This is a genomic window from Mycolicibacterium madagascariense, from assembly GCF_010729665.1.
Lineage (GTDB): Bacteria > Actinomycetota > Actinomycetes > Mycobacteriales > Mycobacteriaceae > Mycobacterium > Mycobacterium madagascariense.
Map to the genome: position 1 here is coordinate 5031555 of NZ_AP022610.1, position 13551 is coordinate 5045105.

Annotated in this window: 12 protein-coding genes; 3 read left to right on the forward strand and 9 right to left on the reverse strand. The window is 69.1% G+C overall.

Going from position 1 to position 13551, the window contains the following annotated elements; genetic code table 11:
• Positions 1–6: 6 nt before the first annotated feature.
• From G6N60_RS28950 to G6N60_RS23850, 6 genes are all read right to left on the reverse strand, one after another.
• Complete coding sequence (locus tag G6N60_RS28950; protein ID WP_163741866.1) at positions 7–1536, reverse strand: PGRS repeat-containing protein; 1530 nt, start codon at positions 1534–1536, stop codon at positions 7–9.
• A 92-nt stretch (positions 1537–1628) separates the two neighbouring features.
• Positions 1629–2429 (reverse strand): polysaccharide deacetylase family protein, encoded by an 801-nt coding sequence (locus G6N60_RS23830; protein ID WP_163741869.1) that lies wholly within the window; start codon positions 2427–2429, stop codon positions 1629–1631.
• A gap of 1 nt (position 2430) precedes the next feature.
• Complete coding sequence (locus G6N60_RS23835) at positions 2431–3543, reverse strand: DegT/DnrJ/EryC1/StrS family aminotransferase (protein ID WP_163741870.1); 1113 nt, start codon at positions 3541–3543, stop codon at positions 2431–2433.
• Positions 3544–3579: 36 nt separating this feature from the next.
• Positions 3580–4707: a DegT/DnrJ/EryC1/StrS family aminotransferase gene (locus G6N60_RS23840; RefSeq protein WP_163741872.1), complete on the reverse strand. Its 1128-nt coding sequence runs from the start codon at positions 4705–4707 to the stop codon at positions 3580–3582.
• Positions 4704–5699, reverse strand: coding sequence for an NAD-dependent epimerase/dehydratase family protein (locus G6N60_RS23845; protein ID WP_163741874.1), 996 nt, complete (start codon positions 5697–5699; stop codon positions 4704–4706). Before G6N60_RS23845 ends, G6N60_RS23840 begins: the two co-directional genes overlap by 4 nt.
• A complete protein-coding gene (locus G6N60_RS23850) occupies positions 5696–6772 on the reverse strand; it encodes a Gfo/Idh/MocA family protein (RefSeq protein ID WP_163741876.1) in 1077 nt (358 codons plus the stop codon). The genes G6N60_RS23845 and G6N60_RS23850 overlap by 4 nt, the downstream gene beginning before the upstream one ends.
• Before the next feature lie 156 nt (positions 6773–6928).
• On the opposite strand from G6N60_RS23850, the gene G6N60_RS23855 reads away from it, so the two are divergent.
• The 3 genes from G6N60_RS23855 to G6N60_RS23865 all read left to right on the forward strand — a co-directional run bounded on the left by G6N60_RS23855 (position 6929) and on the right by G6N60_RS23865 (position 9838).
• Positions 6929–7516, forward strand: coding sequence for an acyltransferase (locus G6N60_RS23855; protein WP_163741879.1), 588 nt, complete (start codon positions 6929–6931; stop codon positions 7514–7516).
• Between the two features lie 325 nt (positions 7517–7841).
• Positions 7842–8783, forward strand: a complete 942-nt coding sequence (locus G6N60_RS23860) for a glycosyltransferase family 2 protein (RefSeq protein ID WP_163741881.1) — start codon at positions 7842–7844, stop codon at positions 8781–8783.
• A gap of 62 nt (positions 8784–8845) precedes the next feature.
• Positions 8846–9838 carry a class I SAM-dependent methyltransferase gene (locus G6N60_RS23865; protein ID WP_163741883.1) on the forward strand — a complete coding sequence of 331 codons (993 nt, stop codon included), beginning with the start codon at positions 8846–8848 and terminating at the stop codon, positions 9836–9838.
• Between the two features lie 21 nt (positions 9839–9859).
• Here the strand turns inward: G6N60_RS23865 and G6N60_RS23870 are convergent, their stop codons facing one another.
• The 3 genes from G6N60_RS23870 to G6N60_RS23880 all read right to left on the reverse strand — a co-directional run bounded on the left by G6N60_RS23870 (position 9860) and on the right by G6N60_RS23880 (position 13516).
• Positions 9860–11194, reverse strand: coding sequence for an O-antigen ligase family protein (locus G6N60_RS23870; protein ID WP_163741885.1), 1335 nt, complete (start codon positions 11192–11194; stop codon positions 9860–9862).
• A 16-nt stretch (positions 11195–11210) separates the two neighbouring features.
• Positions 11211–11969 (reverse strand): YveK family protein, encoded by a 759-nt coding sequence (locus G6N60_RS23875; RefSeq protein WP_163741886.1) that lies wholly within the window; start codon positions 11967–11969, stop codon positions 11211–11213.
• Between the two features lie 134 nt (positions 11970–12103).
• Positions 12104–13516, reverse strand: coding sequence for a right-handed parallel beta-helix repeat-containing protein (locus G6N60_RS23880; RefSeq protein WP_163741888.1), 1413 nt, complete (start codon positions 13514–13516; stop codon positions 12104–12106).
• Positions 13517–13551 lie beyond the last annotated feature (35 nt).

Below are 13551 nucleotides of genomic sequence, written 5' to 3' on the forward strand. Positions count from 1 at the left end.
CGGGCGCTAGGGTGCACCGCCCGCGCGCCCGAGTCCGCCGTCGCCGCCCTCGCCGGGGTCGGTGCCTACGGGTGAATGACCGTCGGCGCCGGCATCCCCCGCGGAGCCCGCGCGGCCCGACCCGCTGACACCACCGCTGCCGCCGTGGCCGCCCGGTCCGCCGGCACCGCCGGGGCCGTTCGCGCCGGACCGCCCCCAGTTGCCCGTCCCCTCGGGAGCCGTGCCGCCCGGGTAGCCACCGCGGCCGCCGTGCCCGCCGGTTCCGCCCGTCCCGCCGCGACCGCCCGCACCGCCGGGCCCGGCCTTGCCGCCTCCGCTTGCCCCGCGTCCCGCCGCACCGCCGCTGCCGCCATCGCCTCCGTTGCCGGCGCGGCCACCGGCTCCACCGTGCCCCCCGACGCCGCCGTCACCGCCGTCGGCGAAGAGGTGGTAGCCGCTGCCCATGCCGCCATTGCCACCGCGGCCACCGTCACCGCCCGCGGCGCCCCGGCCCCCGACACCGCCCGCGCCACCGGCGCCGCCATCGCCGCCCAGGCCAGAGACCCGACCGCCGCTGCCGCCCGCCCCGCCACGGCCGCCCGCGCCGCCATCGGCATCGGTACCCGCGTCGGCTCCGCCTGCGCCGTTGCCGCCACGCCCGCCTCGGCCGCCCGCGCTGCGATATTGCTCGGAGAGGTCGTTGCCGCCGCGTCCGCCGGCGCCGCCGCGACCACCGTTGGCCATCGCATCGCCGCCGTCAGCACCGGGGCCCGCGAAGAAGAAGCCGTTCGAGTCCACGCCATGCCCACCGTCGCCCCCGTTGCCGCCGAGGGGTCCACCCCGTCCACCACCATCAGGGGAGAACGAGTGCGGGTAGGCGTACTTCCATCCGGTGTATCCGTCGGCGCCCGGACCGCCGTCCTGCAGGCCGACGCCGTGGCGGTTCGTCGGTGCCGTCGATGGGGCGACCGGGTTGACGACGTCCGTCCCTCCGCCGCCGGCACCGCCGGCGCCACCGTGCCCACCGTTGCCGAACAGGTATCCCGAGTCGCCGCCCCGACCACCGTCGCCCGCCTCGCCGCCGCGCTCCGCCGGCCCACCACTGCCACCGTCGCCGCCATCACCGGCCAACCACCCGCCGTTACCGCCGTTGCCGCCGGACGCACCGGCCGTGTCGGGGCTGAAACCGTTGCCGCCGTTGCCCATCCACGATCCGCCGTCCGCACCGTCGGGATGGGCGGCGGTTCCGTCGGCGCCGTTGCCGACGTACCGGTTGAGCCCGGGGATGCGACCGGCGGCGTCGAGTGCCTCGTCCGGGGTGGGGAGGTCCAGGTGTACCGATCCGCCGGACGCGTCGCGACGGTGACTGCCGCACGGCGGACGGGTCGGTGACTCGATGCCGTCGCATACCGTCTCCGCCCGCGCCGGCACCGCGAGCATCAGTGCCGCCGCTTCCGGCGCCGCCACCACCATGGCCATGCCGCCGAGGGCGGCGACGGTACCCGACCAGATGGCCGTGGTCGATCGGCCGTGGCGCACGGCACGGTGAGATGGCATGTCCGACTCCAGGTTTCAGCGTCGATGCTGAGACCGGCAAAGATACCGCTCGACGCGCGAGGCAGGCTAGCCTCCTCGCTTGCACAGTCGCGCTAGTACCACTCCTCCCACCCGGCGTACACGCCGGACAGCGCAGCGCGGAAGACGAGGCGGTTGTCCCACCGCGTGATGAACGTGCGCCCCACCGTGCCGGGGAATCGACCGTCCTCGGCCTGCGAGTACACCCGCAGATAGCCCGCTTCGGCCGCGGCCTTGGCCGCCTGCTGGGTCCAATCCTTCGACTGGCCCATCGGGATCGCGAAGTCGTCGACCACGATGCCGAGACGCGCCTCGATGACGCGGCGCGACTCCTCCAGTTCGAAGGCCACCTGGCCGGTGTCGATGTGGGCGAAGTTGGGATGGGTGACGGAGTGGCTGCCGATGTGCACGCCTTGGGACGCCAGACGTTCGACGTCGGTCCAGTCCATCAGCATGTCACCGGCCCAGTCGCGGGCATCGCCGTCGGCCCACCCGCTGACGACGAACAGCGTCCAGGGGATCCCGAGCTCGGCGAGCACGGGTGCCGCCGTCGTTGCCGCACTGCGGATTCCGTCGTCGAACGTGATGGCCAGCGCGTGGGCGGGCGCGGTCCCCTCGGTGATCTCGTGCGCCGGGACGAACGTGTACCCGGCGTCGAGCGCGAACTCGAGCTGCTGCCGAAAGCGGCGGGGTGCCAGGTCGTTGTTGCCGACGTACGGCGTCCCCACCGCGTGATAGGCGAGGATCCGGGATTGCGCGACGGGACGCGGGCGGGCGGCGACGGCCATGACGTTGCGCTCGCAGCACATGCGGGCCGCCGCGAGATGATGCCGCCGCACCCGTACCTTGCCGACGGCTCGCCTCAGGCCGCTCATGTCAGGGCCGCGGCCGGCAGGCTCGGGTCAGCACGTCGGCGACGTACTCCTGCTGGTGCGCGGTGATGTGCGGATACAGCGGGAGCGACAGAATGCGTTGGGCGGCAGCCTCCGTCGTCGGGAAGTCGCCGACACCGCGCCCGAGGTGTGCGTAGGCACCGGTCAGGTGCACCGGCGTCGGATAGTGGATGCCCGCGCCGATGCCCGCGGCGTTGAGTTCGGCGAGCACGCGATCCCGCTCGTCCACCTGGACGACGAAGAGGTGCCACACGTCGTCGTTCATCGGGTCCGAGACGGGAAGGCCCAGCCCCCCGACGTCGGCCAGCAGTTCGACGTAGCGGGCGGCGGCGTTGCGGCGCAGCCGGTTCCACTCGGTGAGCCGGCCGAGCTTGGCGTGCAGCACGACGGCCTGCACGGCGTCCAGGCGCGAATTGAAGCCGACCACGTCGTGGACGTACTTGCGGTCGCTGCCGTGCGCGGCGATGGTGCGGACGCGCGCGGCCACGTCGGCGTCGTTGGACAGGACCGCACCGGCGTCACCCGCCGCCCCGAGATTCTTGCCCGGATAGAAGCTGGTGCCCGCGGCGATGCCGAAACCGCCTGCGGGACGCCCGGATCGGCGTGCCCCCTGCGCCTGGGCGGCATCCTCGACGAGGACGACGCCGTACTCCTCGGAGAGCTTCGACAGCCGCTCCATCGGCGCGGTCTGCCCGAAGAGGTGCACGGGCACGATGGCCTTGGTGCGGGCGGTGATGGCCCGCTCGGCCTCGACCGGATCGATGAGAAGCTGACGGGCATCGACGTCGACGAGGACCGGAACCGCACCGATCCGACTCACCGCCTCGACGGTCGCGATGAACGTGTTGGCGGGCACGATGACTTCGTCGGCGACACCGACACCGGCGGCCCGCAGGGCCAACTCGAGCGCGTCGGTGCCGTTGGCGACGCCGACGACGTGCTCGACACCGATGTGTCGTGCGTAGGCGTCCTCGAACTCGGTGACCGCCGCGCCGCCGATGAACGCCGCACTGTCGAAGACGGCCTGCAGCCGCGGCCCGACCTCGTCGGCGATCTCGCGCTGCTGGGCGACGAGGTCCACCAGTGGCACTCTCATGCGCTCGTCACCACCGTATGGTGCTGAGCCGCAATGTCATTGGAGTACGGCATCGATCACCCGCTGCTGCTCGTCGTCGGTCATCTCGTGGTAGAGGGGCAGGATCAGCGTGTGATCGGACAGGTACTCCGTCACCGACAGCGAGGCACTGCCGCAGTCGCGGTGGGCGTAGGCCGGTTGGCGGTGGGCGGACATGATGCCGCGCCGCGCCGAGATGTCGGACGCCGCCAGCTTTTCCAGGAGCTGTTCGCGTCCGATGGGGAAGTCCGGTCCGATCTCGACCCAGAACGACTGGTAGTTCGTCTCGCCGTAGGGCGGGTCGGTGACGCAGCGCAGCCCGGGTACGCCGGCGAACCGGTCCTGGTAGACCCCGGCGAGCGCGCGTCGGCGGGCGATCACGTGCCCCAGTCGGTCCAGTTGAACGAGCCCGATGGCCGCCTGCAGGTCCGTCATCCGGTAGTTGTAGCCGACCTCGACGTACCCCTCGGCGACGGGCAGCGTGCTGCGATGACGTTCGGCGGCACCGACGTTCATGCCGTGCTCGCGGAGCCGCGTGGCCCGGTCCGCCCAGTCCGCACGCGCGGTGGTGAGCATGCCGCCCTCCCCCGTCGTCAGGATCTTGCGCGGGTGGAACGACCACGCCGCGACGTCGGCGCCGACCCCGACCGGCTGGTCGCGGTAGCGCGATCCGGCACCGCAGGCCGCATCCTCGATCACGGTGATCTCCCGGGGATCGCAGACCCCGCGGATGGCGGCGAGATCGACGGGGACACCGCCCTGGTCGACGGCGATGACCGCGCGCGTCGCCGGCGTCAGCGCCGTCGCGACCGACTCTGCGGTGACGTTGCCCGTGACGAGGTCGACGTCGGCGAACACCGGGCGCGCCCCGGTATAGACGACCGCGTTCGCGGTGGCGATGAAGGAGAACGACGGAACGACGACGTCGTCACCGGGGCCGATGCCGGCCAGGACGAGCGAGAGGTGCAGGGCCGTCGTGCAACTCGACAGGGCCACCGCCCGCTCGGTCGACATGGCTGCGGCGAAGGCGCGCTCGAACTCGGCCACCCGCGGGCCCTGGGCGATCCAGCCGGATTCGATCACGGCCGACACGGCCGCGACCTCTTCGGCGCCCAGCCACGGCTTCATGACGTTGACGCGGCTCATCGGGCCGGCGCGGTTCTGGCGGCGGCGATCTCGTCGCGCTGCGGTGCCCACCAGTCGACGAGCCGCCGCAGTCCGGTGTCGAGCGAGACGTCGGCGCTGAACCCGAGGTCGCGTCGCGCGGCCGACGTATCGGCCAGGCGGCGTTCGACTCCGTTGACCGCGCGCGGCGGGAGGTACTCGATCGGCAGATTCGAGTCCATCGCTTGCAGAAGCGCTTTCGCCAGATCGTTGAGGCTGGTCTCGACCTGGTTGGCGATGTTGTAGACGCCCTCGGTGACGTCGCTCTTGGCCGCGAGGAGGTTGGCCCGCGCGATGTCCTCGGTGTAGACGAAGTCCATCGTCTGGGTTCCGTCGCCGAAGATCAGCGGCGGCTTGCCGTCGGCGATGCGCTCCATCCAGCGCACCAGCACCTCGGTGTAGAGCCCGTGGACGTCCATCCGCGGCCCGTACACGTTGAAGTACCGCAGGGCGACGTAGTCCAGACCATTCATGGCGCGGAAGCTGCGCAGCATGCCCTCGTTGAAGCTCTTCGCGGCGCCGTAGAAGGTGTCGTTGTTGTGGTGGTGGTGGCGTTCGCCGGTGGGAAACTCCTCGGCCATGCCGTAGACCGATGCCGACGACGCGGCGACGACCTTGTCCACCCCGTGTCGGGCGGCCGCCTCCAGCACCGAGAACGTACCGTCGACGAGGACCTCGAGTGCGAGGCGCGGTTCCTCGGCGCACTGCGTGATGCGGATGGCGGCCTGGTGGAACACGATGTCGCAACCCTTCACGACGTCGTGCACGAGGCCGACGTCGCGCAGGTCGCCGACGATCAACTCCGTCCGCGGATCCTCGAGCGCAGCAGTCAGATTCGCGCGTCGGCCCCGGACCAGATTGTCGAGGATGCGTACCCGACCGACACCCTCGTCGAGCAGTTGGTCGACGATGGTCGAACCGATGGTGCCCGCTCCGCCGGTGACGAGGACGGACGCGCCGGCCAGATCGCTCACGACAGCACTCCGTTCAGCAGCAGGTCGGGTTCACCGGGGCGCACCGGCTGGCCGTGGGCGGCCAGGCTCTCCGAGATCGCCTCGAGTACCGAGAGCACCCGCAGTCCGGCGAGGCCGTCGGTGCGGGGTGGGCGTTGTTCCCTGATGGCCGAAGCGAACTCGGTCACCATGGACGACAGCGCCTCGGTCTCGGGCAGGGCGGGCACCGTGATGTCGCCCAGCCGATAGGACACCGCGGAGTCGCGGCGCTTGTTCACGTCTCCGACGTCGGCGCTCGCGGCCAGGTCGATCCCGCGGTCGTGGATCGCGACGCGCTGGTGCGGGTTGAGGTCGTCCCACACCAGGGTGCGGTGACTGCCGCCGATGACCATGCGCCGAATCTTGGTCGGCGACATCCAGTTGACGTTGACGTGCGCGACGCCCCGGTTGGCGAGCGGCATCGTCGCGTACCCGATGCACGCCTTGCCTGCGCCGAGCGGATCGGCGCCCGTGGCAGAGACGTGCTCGGGGACGAGGCCGCCGGGGAGGGCGTAGTCGAGGATCGCGAGGTCGTGCGGTGCGAGATCCCAGAACACGTCGACGTCGGGCTGGACGAGGCCGAGGTTGATCCGCGTCGAGTCGACGTAGAGGACGTGGCCGAGGATGCCCTTGGCCACGATGTCGTGGATGTATTCGACGGCCGGGGTGTAGCAGTAGGTGTGATCGACCATCAGCGTCAGGCCTGCCGCCGTCCCGGCCTCGATCATGACGGCCGCCTCCTCGGAGGTCGGGGCCAGTGGCTTCTCGACGACGACGTGTTTGCCCGCGTCGAAGGCGGCCAACGTGAGCGCGGCGTGACTCTGGGCCGGCGTCGCGATGGCCACCGCATCGATGTCGTCGCGAGCCAGCAACCGCTCGACGGACGTTTCGATCTCCACCGTCGAGCGGGGCCCGACGACTTCCCTGGCCCGGCGCTCGTCGCGGTCGCACACGGCCACCAGGTCCCAGTCCGGCGAGCTGCGGAAGTTGCGAACCAACTTCGGCCCCCAGTAGCCCACACCGATCACGGCAATGCGATATCGCTGCCTGATCATGGAAATCCCCCATTCGAACTACGATGGCGTCAATTTTCGCTAACTCTGCAACGTCGTGCACGGCAATACTAAGTCCATGAGACCCGTTCTGCCAATCCATACGGTGGTAACCTGCTCTCGACCTCGGTTAATTACAGCTAGAGCGGTGGTGAAGACATGGTTGGAGCAGCCAATAGCGAAGTCTTCGTGCACCCGCTCGGACTTTGCGAAAGCACGGACGTCGGTGCCGGAACGAGGGTTTGGGCATTCGCCCACGTCCTCGACGGCGCTTCCGTTGGCAATGACTGCAATATTTGCGATCACGCATACGTCGAGCAGGGGGTGACGGTCGGCGACCGCGTGACGATCAAGAACCGCGTCCTGCTCTTCGAAGGCGTCACCGTGCAGGACGACGTGTTCCTCGGCCCCGGTGTGATCTTCACCAACGACCTGCGGCCCCGCGCCTTCGTCAAGCGCGGCGGATCCGAGTTGAGTGCCACCCTGGTCGAGCGCGGCGCGACGCTGGGAGCGGGCGTCGTCGTCGTGTGCGGAATATCGATCGGCGCGTACGCCTTCGTGGGCGCCGGGACGGTCCTCACCCGCGACGTTCCCGCTCACGCCTTCGTCGTCGGCAATCCCGGTCGGCCCATCGGTTGGGCCTGCGAATGCGGCAGCCGCCTGCCGGCGGAGCTGGCGTGCCCCTGCGGACGCCGCTACCACCTCGACGGCGCCGAATTGACGCGAGCCACCGAAGCGACCGCCTGACCGATGGGAAACCAGCTACCGCACACGAGCTGTCGCACTCGGCATGAAGTTTGCTATATTCCTCCTGGCGAGCGTTTAAAGGTCGCGATGGCAGCCAGTGCACCGGTTTTTACACAGCTGTTAGCTGCTGTTTTCTTTGTGAACGGGCCGTGAACGTGCAGCGTTGCGTGCTTCTGGCAATGTGGTTAATATTGCCTGGCCCAGCGGGGGGAAGCTGGTGGACGACAGGGTCGGGAGGGCAAGTGCCGTGGAGACTGCATCATTGGCGAGTCAGCAGAAGACGTCAGGACCGCATCGCATGCTGCGAGGAGCTGCCATCGGCCCCATGGCCGACACCGTCGGTGAGGATGCCTTCGTGCCGAAGGTGAGCGTCTGCATTCCCGTGTACAACAGCGTCGACACGATCAAGCGGAGCATCGAGAGCGTCCTCGCCCAGACCTACCCGAACATCGAATGTCTCGTCATCGACGACCATTCCTCCGACGGGACGGCCGACGCGGTCGCGGAATTCACCGATCCGCGCGTCCGACTCGTCCGCAACGAGGTCAACCTCGGCATGATCGGCAACCACAACAAGTGCGTGCGGATGGCCCAGGGCGACCTCATCCAATTCGTCGGTGGCGATGACTGGCTGCTTCCGCAATGCCTCGAACTCCTGGTGCCGGCCTTCCAATCACCGGCGGTGGGAATGGCTTTCGCGCGCCGACAGGTCGAGACGACGAACACCTGGTGGAAGGAACACTTCGGCATCCTCGACGGTCCGCTGCAGCCGCTCGCGCCGGTGAACGAGGGTCGCGACCTGATCCGCAAGTACCTCACCGCGGGCGGGAACGGAAACCCCATCGGTGAACCGACGACGGTGATGCTGCGACGAGACACCCTCGTGGCGGCAGGCGGTCTCCCACCGGAGGTGCCCCAACTGTCCGACATCGACACGTGGTTGCGCGTGCTGTGCCGCAGCGAGGCCGCGTTCATCGAGGAGGAACTGTCGGTGCGGTGGCACCACGCCGGTTCCGCCACCGACCAGTTCGCCGGAACGACCACCCTCGACAAGCTGTGGGTGCTCTCGAGCCTCATCCGCTCCGACGCGCTCGAGTCGCGACTGCGCCTGCGCGCCCTGCTGATCTGGCTGAGAACCCTTGCGGCCCTTCCCAAGGCGTTCCTTGCGACACCTCGCCCACGGAGGCACGAACGCATGGCCAGCCTGCGGGCCAATCTGCGCTACGTCGTCACCGGGCGCCGCGATGGCCTCGAGGTCACCGGGTGATCGACGCCTGACGTGCGCGTGCAGCCGCACGCGCATCGCTTCCCGTTCAGAGGAGACCCACCGTGAAGCAGAAGGACACGCTGCCGTCGCAGGGCGTTCACGTCGATCCGACGCCGGAGCCGCTTCCCCGTCGGTCGTGGCATCCGGACGTCGACGAGGCACTCGCCAGCGCGGAGATGGAGACCTTCCGGTCGGTGCTCGTCGTGGGCGACCAGGACGTGCGCACCTCGATTCTGCACGAGCTGTCGGAGTACCACGGGTACACGCCCGATGAATGCCTGAAACGCTGTCTGCACTGGGAGGATTGGAGCGTCGAGGAGTGGGCGGCCGCCGACCGTTCGACTCCGGAGGGCATCCAGGAGTTCTACCAGTCCGTGCAGTCGTGGGCATTCGACCTCATGTGGTACGCCTACCTGCAGACCACCGGTGACGGCTATCCGGCGTCGGTGATCGCCGCGCGGTTCGCCCAGGCGGTGGGAACGGGTCGCGATCATCTGGACTTCGGCTCGGGTACCGGCACGACCGCGCAACTCTTCGCGCGCCTCGGCTTTCGCACCACGATGGCCGACATCTCCGAGCCGCTGCTGACCTACGCCGGCTGGCGCGTGGAACGCCATGGCGACCAGGCGAAGCGGATCCTGTTGACGACCGACGAGCTACCCACCGATGCCTACGACGTCATCACCGCGCTCGACACGTTGGTCCACGTCACCGATTTCGACGCGACGGCCCGCGACCTCCGTCGCGCCATCCGCGACGGCGGGTACCTCCTGGCCAACTTCGACATCCGCAAGGACGCCCACGGCTCGCAGTGGCATCTCTACGACGACGTCCACGACGTCGAACATCGGCTCCGCGCAGCCGGTTTCGTCCGCACCCACAGCTTCGCCGGTATCACCAACTGCTACCGCGCGGTCGACCCGACGCGACCGGTCTTCAAGCTGGCGATGGCGGCCGATGCCGCCACCCTGCCGGTCAAGCGTGGCAGGGACCGGGCGCGCGACGCCGTGCGCGCGGCACGCGCGAAGGCGCGAAAGGCCGTGCGCGGCAACTGATTGGTGCTCCCGGCCGTCGACTCAGGTGTCGCGGCCGGGGGTCCGCGACAGTCGGTACGCCACGGCGGTCAGGGAGATCAGGACCCACATGAGCGTCCAGATCTGAAGGAATCCCGCCATGTCGAGGAACAGGCTGACGACCGCGTACGCCGAGATCGACGCGGCGATCCCGATGAACAGCTGGGCGCGCTGACGGTCGCACCGCCCGGCGCGCGCATTGCGGAACGCCCGGAAGGCCAGGACGACGGTCGTGCCGATCAGCAGCACGTAGGCGAGGAAGCCGAACACGCCGGTCTCGGACAACGCCTTCAGGTACTGATCGTCCAGGGTCGGCACGCCCGCGCCGGACGAGCTCGCCCCGGTCGCACGGGCGTACATCCCGAAGGGCGTGATGTCGAAGGGCAGCGCGCTCGTCACGGCGGCCCGCTGTGCGACCGAACTGTCGGCGCTGAAGATCGTGGCGTACTTGGTGACGAAGGGCACCTGGAGCAGCAGGGCGGCGCCGATGACCGCGGCGCAGCTCGCGAAGATGGTGACGGTACGACGAATCGGCCAGTAGCAGGCCATGACTGCCATGCTGACCACCAATCCGACCGTGCCCGATCGGGAGAGCGTGGCGGCGCTGCCCGCCACGATGACGGCCGACGCGACGGCCCACGGCCACCACCGCTTGCCCTGGGCGCGCAAGCTCAGGGTCATGGCGAGCGCCAGGGGGAAGATGACGATGAGCACGCATGCGAGTTCCAGTGGGTGCGAGGCACTTCCCTGCGCGCGGATCATCCCGCCGCGGAACACGTCGTCGACGGTGAACGGGATGCCCGCGCCGTCGACCGTTCCCGGGATGCGAAGCACCGGACCGGTCGCCGAGCCGGTGACGATGGCCAGCAGCGCCAGCGTGGCACTCAGGCAGGCGCCCGCCACCAGTCCCTTGATGACGCGCAGCAGCCCGGCAGCACTGTGGATCACGGTGAACACGAACAACACCACGAGAACGAGCAGGAGCTGGACGACGAAGATCGGATCGATGTTCGGTGCCGGGGTCGGACGCGTCATCTGCGCGCCGTAGGCCACCATCACGCTCAGCGCGTAGATGGTCAGGACCGGGCCGAGGATCGCCAGCCGGTACGGCGACCGCTGCCCCGTCAGGCGGGTGAGCACCCACAGGCCGGCCCCCGCGAACAGGAGGAAACGGGCGGGGCTGAGACCCAGCGGTACCAGGGGCAGCAGATCCGTTTGACGAAAGCCGATGAGCAGGAACGCCGTAACGGCCAACACCCGCGATCCGGCCTCGCCGGGAGGGGCGTATCCCTCGGACGGCCGCGCACCGACGGGAGCGTCGAGGAACCGCGTCGTCATCGTGGCGTCCCCGTGCTCACTCCGGCCAGCCAGCCGACTGCTGCAGGGCGTGTCCATTCCTCACCAGCGCGTGGGCGCCCTGCACCCCTCCGCGCTCGGGCAGCTCCTCGTCCTCCTGGACGCGGGGCTCCTCGACATCCCTTGGGCGAGAACGGCGTCGGCGATCGATGAGGGTCTCCACGGTCCACGACACCAGCAGGCCGGCGAGCAGGGCCGCCGCGGCGAAGATGGCAGCCGCGCGCACCTGCGCCTTCGCGACGCCGGACGTGGTGTCCTGCGGCGGCACGATCTCCTGCAATTTGGCCATGTTCGTCGGCTGGCCGACCGCTGCGTCGATCTGCAGGGAGGTGAGCAGCTGGCCCGCCTTGACGGACAGGCGCTCGGCCCCGGCATGCGCGCTCTGTTCGTTGGGACCCGTGACGTCGAACTGGATCACCGACGTGGGTTCGGGGAACCGGAGGTTGTCCCGCAGGTTGGTCACCGAGTAGCCCGTCGCCCCTGCACCCTCGACGAACGCGGCGGTGTCGGAGGACTGCAGCGCAACCACCAAGGTACTTGCCAGCTGGGTCGTGCGATCGGTGAGGTTGAGCATCGGGTTCGGCACCGACTGGTCCTCCAGGTACCAGGGCGGCACCACCAGGACCGACATCTGGCTCTGAGCCTCGCCGTTCGTGCTCTTGAAACCGACGTAGCCTGCGGATGCAGCGAATACGACGATGATCACCAGGACGATCGGCCGTCGCACCAATCGTCGCCACAACGTACTGAGACTCATGACCCTACCTTTGCGAAATTCACCGGAAGCGGCTGATTCCCCACGACGATAACATGCATTCGGGTTGGGTTCCAGTTTGCTGGAGCGACTGGAGCAACGACATGATTGGCTTTGCAAGCAACCGGACGCAGGCGTCAGGGCCCAGGCAGGACCCGGAACGTCGACCCGGCTTCGGTCCGGTTCGCCTGCGCCCAGGCGGCGGCGTCGTCGATCGTGTAGGGCTGCCCGTACTGCATCGGCGTGCCCGACACCAGCGCGATGTCGTTGTCGCTGAACACCAATCCCGCAGGCGATGACGCGACGGGTGCGTGATAGACGTAGGCGCCCGACGCCCGCGTGATGCGGTTCTTCGTCACGACGACGTCCGCGGGCAGATCCCAACCGTAGGACGTCAATTGCGCCCGGTTCTCCTTGTCGGGTCTGGCCGCACCACCCCATCCGCCCCCGCCGTCGGCGAGGTCGTTGTCGTCGATCAGGACGTGGTGGAGTCCCCCGCCGGGCTGAGCGGTCCAGAACTCGAGGTTGTGCGAGTTGTCGTGAAACGAGTTCTTGGTGACCCGAATGTCGGTCGTCGTGCCGGATCCCTGACAGGTGAAGGCCGAGTCGTACACCTCGTACACCTCGTTGCCCTGCACCACCCAGTTCGCGCAGGAATCAAGGCACTCAATGCCATTGCCGTACCTGACCTTGTCGTCGGCGTAGCCAATGAGGAACGATCCCCCGATGTGGTGGATGTCGTCGTTGGTGATGCGGACGTTCACGACCGGGTCGTCCTGACCGCGGATCGCGTGCCCGCCGCACTCCCTCAGCTCGATGCCGTCGACTTCGGTGTTGGAATGCAGCCGAATCAGGACGGCGTCGGGCGCCGCCCGCAGATCCGGGGCGAGCGTCGTGGGATTGCCCGGCGACAGCACGTAGAGAGCGGTGCCGTCGTCGAAGAAGTCCCACGGCGCCCGAAGGTCGGTCAGCGCAGCCTTCTTCGCGCCGTGGATGACGTTCCCGGTCGCCAGGAAGCCGATGTTCGCGCCCGCGTCGGTCCATCCGCCATGCGTCGCAGGGTCGTTCAGATCGATGCGCCACACGTTGGGTGCAGTCGTCGTCCACGCCGCCGGGACGTTCAGGATCTTGGCGTTGGTGATGACGGGCTTGGCGCCCAATCCGTAGGCGCCGATCAGGAACCGGTGATCGCCATCCGGCGTGGGAACGCGATCGATGCTGCCGAAATACACTGCGTCGCGCCGGAACAGGAGCTGATCGCCCGCGGTGTAGTTCTGCGCCATCGCCCTCGCGATCGACTTCCACGGCCGGTCGAGGGTGCCGGGATTGGCGTCGTCACCGTCGGGTGAGACGTGGAACGCCACGCGGCCGGGGGGCGGCTTCGGCGGGGGGAGGGCGGCCGACGCATCGTCCGACGCCGGCCCGGTGGACCGCTGCATCGAGTGGGCGCCGGCGATCGCCAGTCCGACGAGCAGGAGGACGACGACGAGCACGCCACCTCCGAGCCGCGCGGAACGCAGCCGCCGCCGCGGACGTGGTTGGTGGGCCATGAAAGTCGCGTCAACTCCGGTTCGTAGTGCGGTCT

What these genes read in the sequence shown, in the direction of transcription:
- G6N60_RS28950 (WP_163741866.1), bottom strand. Translation starts at nt 1,536, where the DNA reads ATGCCATCTCACCGTGCCGTGCGCCACGGCCGATCGACCACGGCCATC.
- G6N60_RS23830 (WP_163741869.1), bottom strand. Translation starts at nt 2,429, where the DNA reads ATGAGCGGCCTGAGGCGAGCCGTCGGCAAGGTACGGGTGCGGCGGCAT.
- G6N60_RS23835 (WP_163741870.1), bottom strand. Translation starts at nt 3,543, where the DNA reads ATGAGAGTGCCACTGGTGGACCTCGTCGCCCAGCAGCGCGAGATCGCC.
- G6N60_RS23840 (WP_163741872.1), bottom strand. Translation starts at nt 4,707, where the DNA reads ATGAGCCGCGTCAACGTCATGAAGCCGTGGCTGGGCGCCGAAGAGGTC.
- G6N60_RS23850 (WP_163741876.1), bottom strand. Translation starts at nt 6,772, where the DNA reads ATGATCAGGCAGCGATATCGCATTGCCGTGATCGGTGTGGGCTACTGG.
- G6N60_RS23855 (WP_163741879.1), top strand. Translation starts at nt 6,929, where the DNA reads ATGGTTGGAGCAGCCAATAGCGAAGTCTTCGTGCACCCGCTCGGACTT.
- G6N60_RS23860 (WP_163741881.1), top strand. Translation starts at nt 7,842, where the DNA reads ATGGCCGACACCGTCGGTGAGGATGCCTTCGTGCCGAAGGTGAGCGTC.
- G6N60_RS23870 (WP_163741885.1), bottom strand. Translation starts at nt 11,194, where the DNA reads ATGACGACGCGGTTCCTCGACGCTCCCGTCGGTGCGCGGCCGTCCGAG.
- G6N60_RS23875 (WP_163741886.1), bottom strand. Translation starts at nt 11,969, where the DNA reads ATGAGTCTCAGTACGTTGTGGCGACGATTGGTGCGACGGCCGATCGTC.
- G6N60_RS23880 (WP_163741888.1), bottom strand. Translation starts at nt 13,516, where the DNA reads ATGGCCCACCAACCACGTCCGCGGCGGCGGCTGCGTTCCGCGCGGCTC.